At 56.3% G+C, this 13,112-nt stretch carries 13 protein-coding genes; 5 read left to right on the top strand and 8 right to left on the bottom strand.

Translation table 11 applies throughout. The features are described 5' to 3' along the window. Positions 1-47: 47 nt before the first annotated feature. Entirely contained in the window at positions 48-1,574 is a 1,527-nt protein-coding gene (locus WJU16_RS19875; RefSeq protein WP_341835156.1) for a DUF4955 domain-containing protein, read from the bottom strand. A 62-nt stretch (positions 1,575-1,636) separates the two neighbouring features. Continuing rightward, entirely contained in the window at positions 1,637-2,146 is a 510-nt protein-coding gene (locus WJU16_RS19870; protein ID WP_341835155.1) for a DinB family protein, read from the bottom strand. A gap of 83 nt (positions 2,147-2,229) precedes the next feature. Here WJU16_RS19870 and WJU16_RS19865 point away from each other — a divergent pair, with 83 nt between their 5' ends. The 5 genes from WJU16_RS19865 (at position 2,230) to WJU16_RS19845 (ending at position 6,481) form a co-directional block, all read left to right on the top strand. Further along, positions 2,230-4,116, top strand: coding sequence for a CocE/NonD family hydrolase (locus WJU16_RS19865; protein ID WP_341835154.1), 1,887 nt, complete (start codon positions 2,230-2,232; stop codon positions 4,114-4,116). A gap of 31 nt (positions 4,117-4,147) precedes the next feature. Continuing rightward, positions 4,148-4,846, top strand: a complete 699-nt coding sequence (locus tag WJU16_RS19860; protein ID WP_341835153.1) for a hypothetical protein — start codon at positions 4,148-4,150, stop codon at positions 4,844-4,846. A gap of 34 nt (positions 4,847-4,880) precedes the next feature. Next, complete coding sequence (locus tag WJU16_RS19855; RefSeq protein ID WP_341835152.1) at positions 4,881-5,594, top strand: FKBP-type peptidyl-prolyl cis-trans isomerase; 714 nt, start codon at positions 4,881-4,883, stop codon at positions 5,592-5,594. 120 nt (positions 5,595-5,714) lie between these two features. Beyond that, entirely contained in the window at positions 5,715-6,155 is a 441-nt protein-coding gene (locus tag WJU16_RS19850; protein WP_341835151.1) for an HI0074 family nucleotidyltransferase substrate-binding subunit, read from the top strand. Beyond that, positions 6,152-6,481: a nucleotidyltransferase domain-containing protein gene (locus WJU16_RS19845; protein WP_341835150.1), complete on the top strand. Its 330-nt coding sequence runs from the start codon at positions 6,152-6,154 to the stop codon at positions 6,479-6,481. Before WJU16_RS19850 ends, WJU16_RS19845 begins: the two co-directional genes overlap by 4 nt. A gap of 136 nt (positions 6,482-6,617) precedes the next feature. Here the strand turns inward: WJU16_RS19845 and WJU16_RS19840 are convergent, their stop codons facing one another. The 6 genes from WJU16_RS19840 to WJU16_RS19815 are packed head-to-tail and all read right to left on the bottom strand — an operon-like array spanning position 6,618 to position 13,093. Further along, on the bottom strand, positions 6,618-7,613 hold the full coding sequence (locus tag WJU16_RS19840) for a chorismate synthase (RefSeq protein WP_341835149.1): 996 nt from the start codon (positions 7,611-7,613) through the stop codon (positions 6,618-6,620). 4 nt (positions 7,614-7,617) lie between these two features. Next, positions 7,618-8,895 (bottom strand): 3-phosphoshikimate 1-carboxyvinyltransferase, encoded by a 1,278-nt coding sequence (aroA, locus tag WJU16_RS19835; protein WP_341835148.1) that lies wholly within the window; start codon positions 8,893-8,895, stop codon positions 7,618-7,620. 3 nt (positions 8,896-8,898) lie between these two features. After that, positions 8,899-9,924 carry a 3-dehydroquinate synthase gene (gene aroB, locus WJU16_RS19830; protein WP_341835147.1) on the bottom strand — a complete coding sequence of 342 codons (1,026 nt, stop codon included), beginning with the start codon at positions 9,922-9,924 and terminating at the stop codon, positions 8,899-8,901. A 22-nt stretch (positions 9,925-9,946) separates the two neighbouring features. Beyond that, positions 9,947-11,032 carry a chorismate mutase gene (locus tag WJU16_RS19825; protein ID WP_341835146.1) on the bottom strand — a complete coding sequence of 362 codons (1,086 nt, stop codon included), beginning with the start codon at positions 11,030-11,032 and terminating at the stop codon, positions 9,947-9,949. Between the two features lie 37 nt (positions 11,033-11,069). Beyond that, positions 11,070-11,912, bottom strand: a complete 843-nt coding sequence (locus WJU16_RS19820) for a prephenate dehydrogenase (RefSeq protein WP_341835145.1) — start codon at positions 11,910-11,912, stop codon at positions 11,070-11,072. Next, positions 11,909-13,093 (bottom strand): aminotransferase class I/II-fold pyridoxal phosphate-dependent enzyme, encoded by a 1,185-nt coding sequence (locus WJU16_RS19815; RefSeq protein WP_341835144.1) that lies wholly within the window; start codon positions 13,091-13,093, stop codon positions 11,909-11,911. The genes WJU16_RS19820 and WJU16_RS19815 overlap by 4 nt, the downstream gene beginning before the upstream one ends. Positions 13,094-13,112: the final 19 nt, after the last annotated feature.

The following is a 13,112-nucleotide window of genomic DNA, read 5'->3' as shown; positions in this document are numbered from 1 at the left end:
AAAAGGCCGCCTGCTTTACGGGCGGCCTTATCTTTTATCAGGATGTCTTATTTCGATGCCGCATCCCCCGCTTTCAATCGTAGCGCCAGTTGCGCGTCAAACAGGCTGCGGGGCTCCACGGGCCTGCCCGTCGATTCATTCGTCCCTTCGTTTTTGAACGCGATCTTCCTATCGGATTGGAACCCGACGAAAACCGGCTGCGCGAAGGTATGGTTCTTCCTTTTCTGCAAATCCCAGAAATCGTAGGTAAAATCCCAGGTAGAGCGATGCTCGAAGTTCCAGAAAACGAGATCGCGGCCATGATGGGGGAACCCGGGCTGGGGCCCGCCGATATTGCGGAACACGCCGCCGCGCACGTTATCGAACAACGTAGCGTAGGGCTGGCCGGAATGGCTGTCGATATTCTGATCCACCGCCATGCGGCACGACGTTACCACGGTATTGACGCCGGTATAGCCCGTTCCGGGACCGTGGTGCCCCGACAGGAAATCGCAGTTTTTGATGAGCACACCATAACCCGAGCGCGCATGGATCGTGCTGTGGCCGCCCTTCCCGCCGAACTGAACGCCCGTCAAAGTAATGCGGTAGCCCGCGCGGATGAAGACGCCTTCGTTCCAGTGGTCGAACACGCAATCGCGAACCCAGGAATCTTTTACGAATTCCATCGCCACGGCGCACCATCCTGCGTCGTGGATACTGTCCTTATGATGAACGAATTCCTCCGGATAGCTGTTCCAGTTGCCGGTGAAACGGATACCCTCGATACCGCATTCCTCCAGCGCGTCGAAGCTTTCGAGGATGAAGTCGTGGCCATCTACCGGTTCGATCGCGATGTGGAGCGGGTTGGCGAAGCGCACGCGGTTGCCTTTCACTTCGGCGATGGTGTGGATTTCCTGGATGTTCATGCCGCCGTTGGCGCCAAAGAGGCGCGTCCAGTCCTTATGCAGCTCCTGCGGCGCGAAGTACCGCCGGGTGAAGGCCTCGCTTTTGTGGCGGAGGGTGACGTCCTGCCCGGCTTTGAGTTCCGATGCGTCTTCCACGGACACCCAGTGGCTGCCGAGGTTGGCGGATCCGTGGATCACGGCAAGTTTGCGAACATTGCGCTTCTCAGGTTCGAAGCGGAACTGCCGGGTACCGATGCGCATTTTGTTGGCGAAGATCTCGGTGCCGTTGGCGCCGGTTCCCGATCCCCGCAGCACGATGCCCGATTGGCGGATGGTGATGCGTCTGGACTGGTCTTCATCAGGACAGATGAGGAATTTCCCGGCCGGGAAGAAGACGATCCCTCCGCCCGGGTGGGCTTCGGCGGCGCGAACGGCCAGTTGGATGGCGTCGTCGTCGTAGCGGTCATCGTTTGGCAGTGCGCCGTAATCCTTAACGTTGAATACTTTTTTCGATGCGCCGTTAGGCAGTTCTTTTTCGGAGAAGTGGTACCCTGCCCAGGAGAAATCCGGCAGCGTGGCGGTGCGGCCGGAAGCGCGGGAGGCCACAAACTCGTTCCAGAGCGGAGATTCCTGCGCATGTGCGGCCATCCCGGCGCAGAGGCAAGCGGCAAGGGCGTAGCTGATTTTCATCGTGGAAATAAATTTCCGTAATACTACCGGTTTTTACCGGCCCGGAGTGATAGTATATTGCTTTACAGATATCTTTCCTTCACTACTTCCGTGTGATGGATGGCGTGGCCGATCATGATGAACCCCAATGCCCTGACGCTCACGGGTTTGCCGCTGGCAACGCCGGTGCGGGCGAGCTCTTCTTCGTTCAGCGAGCGGAAGAATAGATCGGACGCGTTGCGGACGAACTGGAATTCTTCCACCATATCATTCCATTCGCGGTGATCTACGCGCGCCACTTCGGCGAATTCGTTTTCATCGAACCCGGGCAACGCATTCGGGTCTTTCCGGGCGAAGTTCAGGGCACGGTAGGCGAATACGCGCTCGGCGTCGATCATGTGCTGCAATACCTGTTTGATCGTCCATTTGCCGGGAGCATAGGCGTAATCGCGGCGCTGGGCGGGAACGGTAGTGAGGAAGGTGAGCAGGTTGGCGGTGTGCTTGCGGAATGCGGCGGTGAGGTCATCTTCGGACACTTTGCGCACGTAGGTTTCGTAAAACGCGGCATACTCCGTGTTTGCGGGTCTGGACATAGATGCGGTTTGAAGCCGGAAGTTAGCAAAATCTTCTCATGTGAGGCAGATGGAGTATATTTATCACTATCAATTTAGAAGACATGTTCAAACAGACACTGGCCTTATTCATGGCCATGCTGGTATTCACCGCCGGCAGGGCGCAGCAGGAACCGGAAGCCTCCTGGCTGCGCGACAATTACGACAAACAGGAATTGCAGATCCCCATGCGCGACGGCACCCGCCTGTTTACGGTCGTGTATTCGCCCAAAAGCGCGCCGGGCAAGCATCCCATCCTGCTGGAACGCACCCCCTACAGCTGCGCGCCCTACGGCGACGGCCAGTTCCCGAAAATGCGCGCCAGCTTCGCGCACTACCTCCGCAAAGGGTACATCATCGTGAAGCAGGATGTCCGCGGCCGCTGGATGAGCGAAGGCACTTTCGTGGACGTACGGCCGCATAACCCAGCACCCAAAAAGAAAGAGGTGGACGAATCCACCGACACCTACGACACCATCGAGTGGCTGGTGAAAAACGTCAAAAACAACAATGGCAACGTAGGCGTTTCCGGGATCAGCTATCCCGGCTTCTACTCCACCATGGCCGCCCTGAGCCATCATCCCGCGCTGAAGGCCGTGAGCCCCCAGGCACCGGTGACAGACTGGTTCATCGGCGACGATTTCCACCACAACGGCGCTTTCATGCTCAACGACGCCTTCGCTTTCTACAGCGGGTTCGGCAAACCGCGCCCCTATCCCACGACAGTTGGCCCCACCGGTTATCCTTACCCCACGAAAGACAACTATAAATTCTTCCTGGAAGCCGGCACCCTGCCGCAGATCGCGCAGCTGATGGGCGACAGCATCGCTTTCTGGAAAGATCTCTATAACCACCCCGATTACGACGCCTGGTGGAAAGCCCGCAACGTGCGCCCGCACCTGCAAAAGCTGCGGCCCGCCATGCTGGTGGTGGGAGGAACTTTCGACGCGGAAGACTGCTTCGGCGCCTGGGCCACTTACGCGGCCATCGAAAAGCAAAACCCCGGCATCAGCAACCGCATCGTAATGGGACCGTGGTATCATGGCCAGTGGTCCACCAACGACGGCACCTACCTGGGCAACTTGCAATTCGGCGCCAATACGGCCGAATGGTACCAGGATAATATCGAGCATCCCTTCTTCGACCACTACCTGCTGGGTGAGCCTGAAAAAGCCATTCCCGAGGCATCCGTGTTTTTTACCGGGGCGAATCAGTGGCGGACGTTCGAAAGCTGGCCCGCAGCAGGCGTGCAGGAAAAAGCGATATACCTCCAGCCCAGCGGAGGTCTGTCATTCAACAAACCCGCGGCCGGTGCGGAATACAGCCGTTATACCAGCGATCCTTCGAAGCCGGTGCCTTATACTTCCGACATCCATCATACCCGCACGATCAGTTACATGACCGACGATCAGCGCTTTGCGGCCCGGAGGCCCGATGTGCTGGTATTCCAGACCGGGAAGCTGACAGAAGACCTGACGCTCGCGGGGCCGGTGGTTGCCGAGCTGATGGCCAGCATCAGCACTACCGACGCGGATTTTATCGTGAAGGTGATCGACGTGTTCCCGGATGATTTCAGCTACGGGGGAACGCCCGCGCCTACCGCCCATCCGCGCTACGTTTCCGCGACTTATCCCATGGGCGGGTATCAAATGCTGGTGCGGGGTGAAGTGATGCGCGGCAAATACCGGGAAAGCTTCGCGCAGCCGGCACCCTTCGTTCCCGGGAAAGTAACGCCAGTGAAGTTCACCCTGCCCGACGTGGCCCATACCTTCAAAAAAGGGCACCGGCTGATGATACAGGTCCAAAGCACCTGGTTCCCGCTGGTCGACCGGAATCCGCAGACTTTTACGGATATTTACAAAGCAGGGAAGGAAGATTTCGTGCCGTCGGATATCAGCATCTGGCATAATGCGGCAAACGCGTCGCGGATTTTGCTGCCCGTTTTACCCTGATTATTCATCCAACACGTTAAAATACGCAACTATGAAAGCATTCCTTTTTGCCTGCCTCCTGCTCATGGGCGGCGCATCCTACGCCCAATCCGAAGCCAACGGTTCCTGGATCCTGCAGCGGGCTTCGCAAGACACAGTAACGATACTCCTCATCCAGGACGATTATTTTTCCTACACGGATTATACGCCGACGGCGTTCATGCAAACATTCGGCGGCACGATCCAAACCTCCGGACAAAACATGGACGTGGTATTCGAATTTTCCAGCCACGACAAAGACATGATCGGCAACACCCGCAACGTACCCTACCGGATCACCGGCGGCATGCTGACCCTTACCCTGCCGGAGGGCGAACTGGTATTCAGCCGCGCGAGCGAGGCCGCGCCCAACGACCTGGCGGGCACCTGGCGCATTACGGGCAGAATGGTGGATGATAAAATGTCGGAAATGAAACCCGGTCCGCGCAAAACCCTGAAGGTCCTCACCGGCGGCCGTTTCCAGTGGATTGCCATGAACACCGAAACGAAGGAATTCTTCGGTACCGGCGGTGGCACATATACGTTTGAGAACGGGAAGTATACCGAAACCATCACCTTCTTCTCCCGCGACAACAACCGGGTGGGCCGCAACGTCCAGTTTGACGCAAAGGTGGAAGACGGAAAGTGGCACCACAGCGGCAAAAGCACCGCAGGCGATCCGATGCATGAAATCTGGAGCCGGATAAAATAATTGGCTATATTGCGCTACAAATTTTAAGCATCGTATGATTTCCAGAAAAAGCCTGTTTATCTGCCTCCTGGGCCTCATGAGCGTCCAGGCTGCCTATAGCCAAAAGAAGAAAAAGAAAGGCCCGGTAGTGCCGCCCCCTCCCGCCCTCGTTACCACGCTCGATTCCGTGTCTTACACCATCGGTAACGACATGGGCGAGATGTTGAAAAAGCAAGGGCTGGACTCGCTGAACCTTCCCCTGTTGTTCAAAGCCATCGAAGACCTCTACAAAGGGGATTCCGCGATGATCACCACCGAAAAGGGCATGAGCGTTGTGAGCGCTTACCTTCAGAAAATCAAGGCAGAAAAGGCCGCAAAAGCCAAAGCGGCGGGCGATAAGTTCCTGACCGACAATAAAACGAAGGAAGGCATCAATACTACCGCCAGCGGCCTGCAATACCAGGTGCTTGTAAATGGTACGGGCCCAAAACCTACGCTGCAGGATAAAGTAAAAGTGCATTACACCGGCACGCTGATCGACGGCACCGTATTCGATAGTTCCGTGGAACGCGGCGAGCCCATCGTACTGCCGATCACCGGCGTGATCAAAGGCTGGACGGAAGCCCTCCAGCTGATGCCCGTCGGCTCCAAATGGAAGCTCTTCATACCTTCCGACCTCGCCTACGGCGAACGTCAGGCAGGCGCGAAGATCGCCCCCAACAGCGCACTCATCTTCGAAGTGCAGCTGCTGGAAATCGTGAAAGAATAATCTGAAAGGAAGTATAACCCGCTATGGCTGGCCTGTAATCAGGCCAGCCTTTTTTTATGCCCGAAAAATTTTTGTGTACGGAAAAAAACTATTATGCAGGCTCACTAAAACAGTTACGTTATGACGAAAAAAATGGAACGATGGGAATACCTTTTCAACAAATTCAAAAGAGCTCTGATACAGCTCAATCGCTTTATTGATAAGGGAGACAGCCTGACTGACCTTGAAAAGCAGGGGATGATTAAAGCGTTCGAATACACGTTTGAACAAGCATGGAAAACGATGAAGCATTATTATGAACTACAAGGCACGGTAGTGATTCAGGGTAGCCGCGATGCATTTCTTTACGCCAGTCAATTTCAGATGATTGAGGGCGATGAAGGTTGGCTGGATATGTTAAGGGATCGTAATGATACGGTGCATTCCTATGACGAAATCCTGGTAAGCGAAATTGCGGATTCGATCAGAAATGTTCATTTCCCCTTATTCGTACAACTCAGGCAAAACCTTGAACTAATTCACCTCAACAGTCACAAAACCGCAAAAATAAGTGAAATATGAAGTACGGATTATCCATGACAGCCACACATAAATTGTTCGCAAGCTTCGTCTCAATTCCTGAAATAGATGAAGCCATCCTATATGGATCACGGGCAATGGGCAATTTCCATCCCGGTTCTGATATCGATATTGCACTAAAAGGAGCGTTGCTCGACAAAAGCAAGTTACGGGAAATCGAATCTAAGCTGGAGGCGATGATGCTCCCATTTTTCATAGACGTTTCGATATACCATATGATTCGCAGCCAGGAACTGCTGCAGCATATCGACGAGGAAGGGAAAACACTGTACAAACGCCACATTTGCACATGCCATGATGCAAATTGAATGCTTGACATGTGTTTGCGAAATGGAACATCCGGGTTGATGCAGTCTGATAAAACAACCGGATGTTCCGTTTCCCCACAAAAAAATCCCGGACACCTTGCGGCGCCCGGGACGTATAAAAATTTGGTGTACTGACTCAGGAAAACACCCTTGGCCTGCGTTGCTCCAGCAGCATGAAATCCGCCAGCACCATGGCCGTAACGGCTTCCAGCACTACGGGCACGCGCAACGCGATGCAAAGATCGTGGCGCCCTTTCACGGAAAAGGTTTCCACTTCCCCGGTCGTGATATTGAGCGTTTGCTGTTCTTTCGGGGTGGAAGATGTAGGTTTCACTGCGATGCGGAACACCAGCTGGTTGCCGTTGGTGATGCCGCCTACCACGCCGCCGGCGTGATTGGTGGCGGTTTTGCCTTCCATGTCGATAATGGGATCGTTATGTTCCAGGCCTTTCATTTTCGCCGCGGCGAATCCCGACCCGAACTCGATGCCTTTTACCGCCGGAATGGCGAACACGGCATGCGCCAGGTTCGATTCCAGGGAATCGAAGAAAGGTTCTCCCAATCCGATGGGCAACCCGTCCACCCGGCACTCCACGATACCGCCGACGGAATCCTTCGCTTTGATGGCTTCTTCCAGCCCCCGTTCAGGATCGGCGATGCCCCCTACTTCGGTGATCTCCGCTTTCACGGAAACCCCTTCGCCCAGGATCTTCTTGGCGATCACGCCCGCTGCCACCAGGTTCAGCGTCAGCCTTCCGCTGAAGTGCCCCCCGCCGCGGTAATCCTCGAAACCGCCATATTTCTTCGACGCCACGAAGTCGGCATGCCCCGGCCGCGGAAACTCCCGCAACTTGGCATAATCCGCGCTGCGGGTATTGTTGTTCTCGAAAAGGATTGTGACGGGCGCACCGGTAGTGCGGTCGTTGAACACGCCCGACTTCAGGAACGGCAGGTCGTCTTCCTTCCGCGGCGTAGTGCCGCGCGCCCCGCCCTTGCGGCGCTCCAGGTCGGCCAGGAAGTCTTCCTGGCGCAGGGGAATACCCGCAGGCACACCGTCGATATTGACGCCCACGCTTTCCCCGTGCGATTCGCCGAAAACATTCACCCTGAATAATCTGCCGAAACTGTTCATGTTGTTAGTGTTTTACGGTTTCCCCTTCCGTTGCCACCGTGGCGCCAAGTTGTTGCAGGTGGTCGTAGAATTCGGGATAAGATTTGTTGATGGCCTCCGCATTGTCGATGGTAACAGGACCGTCGGCCGTTAAGGCCGCAACGGCGCATGCCATGGCGATGCGGTGGTCGTTGTGCGAGAACACCCGCGCCCCTTTGATGCCGGTGCCACCATGCACGTGCATGAGGTCGCCGTCGAGGTCGATGCGGATGCCCATTTTACCGAACTCCTGTTGCAGCGTAAGCCCGCGGTCGCTTTCCTTATGCGCCAGGCGGCTCACTCCTTTGATCACCGTGGTGCCCTTGCAGTTGGCGGCCAGCGCCACCAGCGGCGGGAAGAGGTCCGGACAATCGGTAGCGTCGATCTCGAAAGGCTGCAGCCCGCTTTTGCCCACGATGATGGTGAACATGCCCGGCAGGATGTCGGCGCCCGCTTTCTCGAGGGCTTCCATGATCGCTTTGTCGGACTGGGCAGACTGCGTATTCAAGTGATGCACTTCCGCCTTGCCGGCCACGGCTGCGGCCACGAGAAGAAATGCCGCTCCGCTCCAGTCGCCTTCTACGGTGTATTCGCAGGCGCGGTAGGATTGGGCGCGTTCAAAATGGAACTTCTCAAAGTTCTCGTTTTTCACTTTCACCCCGAAATGCTCCATCAATTGCAGCGTGAGCGCGATGTAAGGTTTGCTTTTCAGGTTGTCGACGGTGATGGTCGCTTTCTCCGCCACGCTCCCGAAGGCCATGAGCAGGCCGGTGAGGAACTGGGAGGAAAGGGAACCGTCGATGGTGATATCTTTCGCCTGCAGGGGGCCTTTGATTTCGAGGGGCAATTTGCCGCCGTTGCTTTTGACGGACACGCCCAGCTGGGGCAGCACCTGTTCGAAGAAGTCCATGGGCCGCGTTACGAGGCTGCCATGGCCGCTGATGGTGATGGTGCGGTCGGCCAGCGCGGTGATGGGCGTAAACATCCGGATGCCGAGGCCCGATTCGCCGCAGTTGATTTCGTCGTAGAAGGGGGCCACGCCTTTGGAAGTGATGTGGATCTCCTCGCCTACGCGTTTCACCATGGCACCGAGGTTTTCGGCTACTTCCAGGGCGGCGAGGCAATCGTTGCTCAGGCCGGGATTACGGATCACCGTTCTCCCGGTGGCCAGGAGCGCCGCCGCCACCGCGCGCTGCATCGCGCTTTTGGATGGGTTGGCAGTAACATTGCCGCTGATATGGCCGGGTTGTATCGTTGCTATCATGGGCTATATTTCTTGTAATATCTGCTTCAGCTCATCGAGCAGGATCGGCTTGGTGGTTGCCTCGCCGATCCTGTTGAGGAGCACGAAATGAATGTGGTCTTTTTCACGCTTCTTGTCCAGCCGGAAAATGTTGAACACCGCTTCTTTGTCTGATTCGAGCGTCACCGGCAGGCGGTAGTCGTTGATCAAACGGATAAGGCGGTTGGTTTGTTCGGGTGGCAGCTGGTTATATTTTTCGGAGATCTTAGCGGCTGCTACCATCCCGATGGCCACTGCTTTACCGTGGGCGATGTTCTCTATTTTTTCTACGGCATGGCCGAGCGTATGCCCGAAATTCAGCCAGCGGCGGACACCGCTCTCGAACTCGTCTTCCAGTACAAACTTCGTTTTAATCTCTACGGACCGCTGCACGAGGAATTCCAGCACGGCTACATCCCTGGCCAAAGCCTTCTCCTTATTCGCTTCCAGGTAATTGAACAGTTCTTCGTCGTAGATGCATGCGTATTTGATGATCTCCGCGAAACCGTTGCACCACTCCCCTTCTGGCATTGTGGCCGGCAGCGAATAGTCGAACAGGATGAAATTCGGCTGGCGGATGGTGCCCAGCATGTTTTTATGCATGCCGTGGCTCACGCCGTTCTTGCCGCCGATGGATGCGTCTACCTGCGCGAGCAGCGTAGTGGGAACGAAAGCGAATGGTATGCCGCGCATGTAAATGCTGGCGGCAAAACCCGTGACGTCCGTCAGCATACCGCCGCCGACGCCGATAAGCATCGTCTTGCGGTCCGCCTCCAGTTCGATCAGCCCGTCTATAATCTGTTCCATCACCTCCATCGTCTTATGCTCTTCCCCGTCGGGCACCACCAGCTTTTTCCAGTTGGTGAAAAGATGCCCGTAATGTTTGTCCACATTTTCGTCTACCAGCAGTACAGAGCGCGTTCTGTCGGCATAGTCCCCAAGGTTGGCGAGGCTTCCGCCCAGGTAATAATCGCAGCTGGATTGCTGGAAACGGTGAGATTGTTGTATCATATTCGTACCGGAAAATATTGGCTTAGTCGTTCATCACTTTGTTCTGACGGTTGATGGATTCGAGGTGAACCGCGTCGAAGTATTTCAGAATGAATTCCTTGCTGAGGCCCAGTTTCTCGCCTGCGCGGATGGCGCGTTCGAGGATCTCGTTCCAGCGGTTGGTCTGGAGGATGGTGATGTTGTTTTCTTTTTTGTATTGACCGATCTTCTCTGCGATTTTCATGCGGTTGCCGAGCAGCAGCAGGATTTCGTCGTCGATGCCGTTGATCTGGTTGCGGAGTTTTTCCAGCGCGGTGTTGAATTCCTTGTTCTCGGAACGCTCGTGCTTCCAGGTGATGTTGTCGAGCATTTCGCCGAATTTCTCGGGCGTGATCTGCTGTTTGGCATCGCTCCAGGCGTTATCGGGGTCCACGTGCGTTTCGAGCATGAGGCCGTCGTAATCCAGGTCGATGGCTTCCTGGGCCACGGCCTGCAGGATATCGCGGCGGCCGCTGATGTGGCTCGGGTCGCAGATCATCGGTAATTCGGGATGGCGGCGTTTCAGTTCGATCGCCAGGTGCCACATGGGCGCGTTGCGGTATTCGGTGTTGCCGTAGCTGGAGAAGCCGCGGTGGATAAGGCCCACTTTCTTGATGCCGGCTTTCTGGATACGCTCAACAGCGCCGATCCAGAGTTCCAGATCGGGATTGATCGGGTTTTTGATCAGCACGGGAACGTCCACGCCCTTCAGCGCATCGGCTACATCCTGTACGGAGAAAGGGTTTACGGTAGTGCGTGCGCCGATCCAGAGGATGTCCACACCGAAGTGCAGCGCATCTTCCACCTGCTTGGCGGTAGCCACTTCTACGGTCAATGGCATGCCGGTGAGGTCACGCGCTTTCTGCAACCAGGGCAATCCCTTGGTGCCGATGCCCTCGAAAGAACCCGGACGGGTACGGGGCTTCCAGATGCCGGCGCGCAGTACGTCTACCTTGCCGGTTTTGGCCAGCGCGAGCGCCGTTGCCAGCACTTGTTCTTCTGTTTCAGCCGAGCAAGGCCCGGAAATGATCAGCGGTTTCTTGTCAGAAGCCGGATCGGCGAATTTCGTTTTTGCTAAGATCTGTTCCATTTTGTTATCGTGATGTGTTAGTTGATGAAAAGGGTGATTACTTAAGAATTTTCCTGATTTTATTGCTCTTCTGGATGAGCTTGTAGAACGTTTCGTAGTCCTCCGACTGCAACAATTCTTTCATCTGCTCCAATTGGCGGATATGCTCGTCGAGCACGTCCAGCACGTTGTTGCGGTTATGCTTGAAGATGGGCACCCACATATCGGGCGAGCTTTTGGCGAGGCGCACGGTAGACTCGAAGCCCCCGCTGGCCAGCTCGAAAATCCGGCCCTGCTCTTTTTCCTTCTTTAATACCGTCAGCGCCAGCGCAAAGGAAGTGATGTGCGAAATGTGCGACACGTAAGCCGTGTGCAAATCGTGCTCCTCGCCGTTCATGTACACGATGCGCATGTTCAGCTTGTCAACCATCGCTTCCACCAGCTCCAGCGCGTCTTCGTCGCTGTTCTTGACATCGCAGAGCACCATGGTCTTACCCGTGAAAAGCCCTTTGACCGCAGCCTCGGGCCCGGAATACTCGGTGCCGGCCATCGGGTGGGCAGCTACGAAGCGCCCCCGGTTGGGATGACCGGCAACGAGTTGCAATAATTTATGTTTGGTGGACCCTACGTCCATAATGACCTGTCCTTCGCGGGCTTTGCCCAGGATATCGGACACCGTGCCCAGCATCGCGTCTACCGGAATGGCGAGCACCACCAGGTCAGACCGCTTCATGGCGTCGTCCAGCGTGGAACCTTCGTCGATAATACCCAGTTCCTGCGCTTTGGCGAGGTTGACGGTATTATTATCCACCCCGATGATCCAGTTGGCCACGCCGCGCTCTTTGAGGCTCAGCGCCAGGGAGCCGCCGATCAGGCCAACGCCTACTACAGCTGCTATCATACGAGGGCTTTTTTACGTTCTACAATGTTTGTCCGCACCCGGTCGATGGCTTCGGCGAACACCTGCTCGTCGCGGCAGAGGCTCACGCGGATGTAGCCCTTGCCGTTTTCTCCGAAAATACCGCCGGGGGTGATAAAGACGTGCGCCTGTTGCAGCACTTCGTCGCTCACGGCAAAACCGTCTGCATACCCCGCGGGGATCTGCGCCCACACGAACATGCCTACCTGGCTGCGGTCGTAGGTGCAACCGATCAGGTCGAGCAGTTCGAATACTTTATTGCGGCGGCCGCGGTAGATGGTGTTTAAACCGTCGTACCAGTCCTTCCCCAGTTCCAGCGCAGCCACGGCGGCCATTTGTACGGGCTGGAACATGCCGGAGTCCATATTGGATTTAAAGCGCAGCACATCGTTGAGGAAGGCGGCTTTACCCACGAGCATGCCCACGCGCCATCCGGCCATGTTGCCGGATTTGCTGAGGCTGTTCAGCTCCAGGGCCACGTCCATCGCGCCGGGGGTAGCCATGAGGCTGGCGGGCGCGTCGTTGAGGATGAAGCTGTACGGATTGTCGTGGCACAGCAGGATATTATGTTTGGCGGCGAAAGCCACGAGTTTTTCGAAAGTGCCGGCGAGCGCCTGGGAGCCGGTGGGCATGTGGGGGTAATTCACCCACATCAGTTTGACGTTGGAAAGGTCGCGCTGTTCCAGGGCGGCGAGGTCGGGCTGCCAGCCGTTGTCTGCGCTGAGCGTGTAGGTCACGGGCGTGGCGCCGGAGAGCTGCACGGCGGAGCGGTAGGTAGGGTAGCCGGGATCTGGGATGAGGGCTTCATCGCCTTCCTGGAGGAAGGTCATGCAGATGTGCATGATGCCTTCTTTGGAGCCGATGAGGGGGAGCACCTCGGTGTCCGGGTTGAGGGCAACGCCGTAGAACCGGCCATACCATGCCGCCATGGCGTTCCGCAGGGCGGGGATGCCTTTATAGCCCTGGTAGGCATGGGTGTCAGGTTTGGCCGCATGCGCGGTAAGGGCGGCGGTCACGGAGGGATGCGGGGGAAGATCGGGGCTGCCGATGCCGAGGTTGATCACGCTGGCGCCGGCTTTGTTCATGTCGTCGATCTCCCGGAGTTTCCGTGAAAAATAGTACTCCTCGGTGTGCTGCAATCTTTTGGCTACGGTAGGTTGCATGGGTGTTAGATTATTGTTG

This window comes from Chitinophaga pollutisoli, assembly GCF_038396755.1.
Classification (GTDB): Bacteria; Bacteroidota; Bacteroidia; order Chitinophagales; family Chitinophagaceae; genus Chitinophaga; species Chitinophaga pollutisoli.
This window is presented reverse-complemented; position numbering and strand designations above follow the sequence as displayed.

Excerpts from the sequence above, each read along its gene's own strand:
- WJU16_RS19875 (WP_341835156.1), bottom strand. The coding sequence starts at position 1,574 with ATGAAAATCAGCTACGCCCTTGCCGCTTGCCTCTGCGCCGGGATGGCC.
- WJU16_RS19870 (WP_341835155.1), bottom strand. The coding sequence starts at position 2,146 with ATGTCCAGACCCGCAAACACGGAGTATGCCGCGTTTTACGAAACCTAC.
- WJU16_RS19865 (WP_341835154.1), top strand. The coding sequence starts at position 2,230 with ATGTTCAAACAGACACTGGCCTTATTCATGGCCATGCTGGTATTCACC.
- WJU16_RS19860 (WP_341835153.1), top strand. The coding sequence starts at position 4,148 with ATGAAAGCATTCCTTTTTGCCTGCCTCCTGCTCATGGGCGGCGCATCC.
- WJU16_RS19855 (WP_341835152.1), top strand. The coding sequence starts at position 4,881 with ATGATTTCCAGAAAAAGCCTGTTTATCTGCCTCCTGGGCCTCATGAGC.
- WJU16_RS19850 (WP_341835151.1), top strand. The coding sequence starts at position 5,715 with ATGACGAAAAAAATGGAACGATGGGAATACCTTTTCAACAAATTCAAA.
- WJU16_RS19845 (WP_341835150.1), top strand. The coding sequence starts at position 6,152 with ATGAAGTACGGATTATCCATGACAGCCACACATAAATTGTTCGCAAGC.
- WJU16_RS19840 (WP_341835149.1), bottom strand. The coding sequence starts at position 7,613 with ATGAACAGTTTCGGCAGATTATTCAGGGTGAATGTTTTCGGCGAATCG.
- aroA (WP_341835148.1), bottom strand. The coding sequence starts at position 8,895 with ATGATAGCAACGATACAACCCGGCCATATCAGCGGCAATGTTACTGCC.
- aroB (WP_341835147.1), bottom strand. The coding sequence starts at position 9,924 with ATGATACAACAATCTCACCGTTTCCAGCAATCCAGCTGCGATTATTAC.
- WJU16_RS19825 (WP_341835146.1), bottom strand. The coding sequence starts at position 11,032 with ATGGAACAGATCTTAGCAAAAACGAAATTCGCCGATCCGGCTTCTGAC.
- WJU16_RS19820 (WP_341835145.1), bottom strand. The coding sequence starts at position 11,912 with ATGATAGCAGCTGTAGTAGGCGTTGGCCTGATCGGCGGCTCCCTGGCG.
- WJU16_RS19815 (WP_341835144.1), bottom strand. The coding sequence starts at position 13,093 with ATGCAACCTACCGTAGCCAAAAGATTGCAGCACACCGAGGAGTACTAT.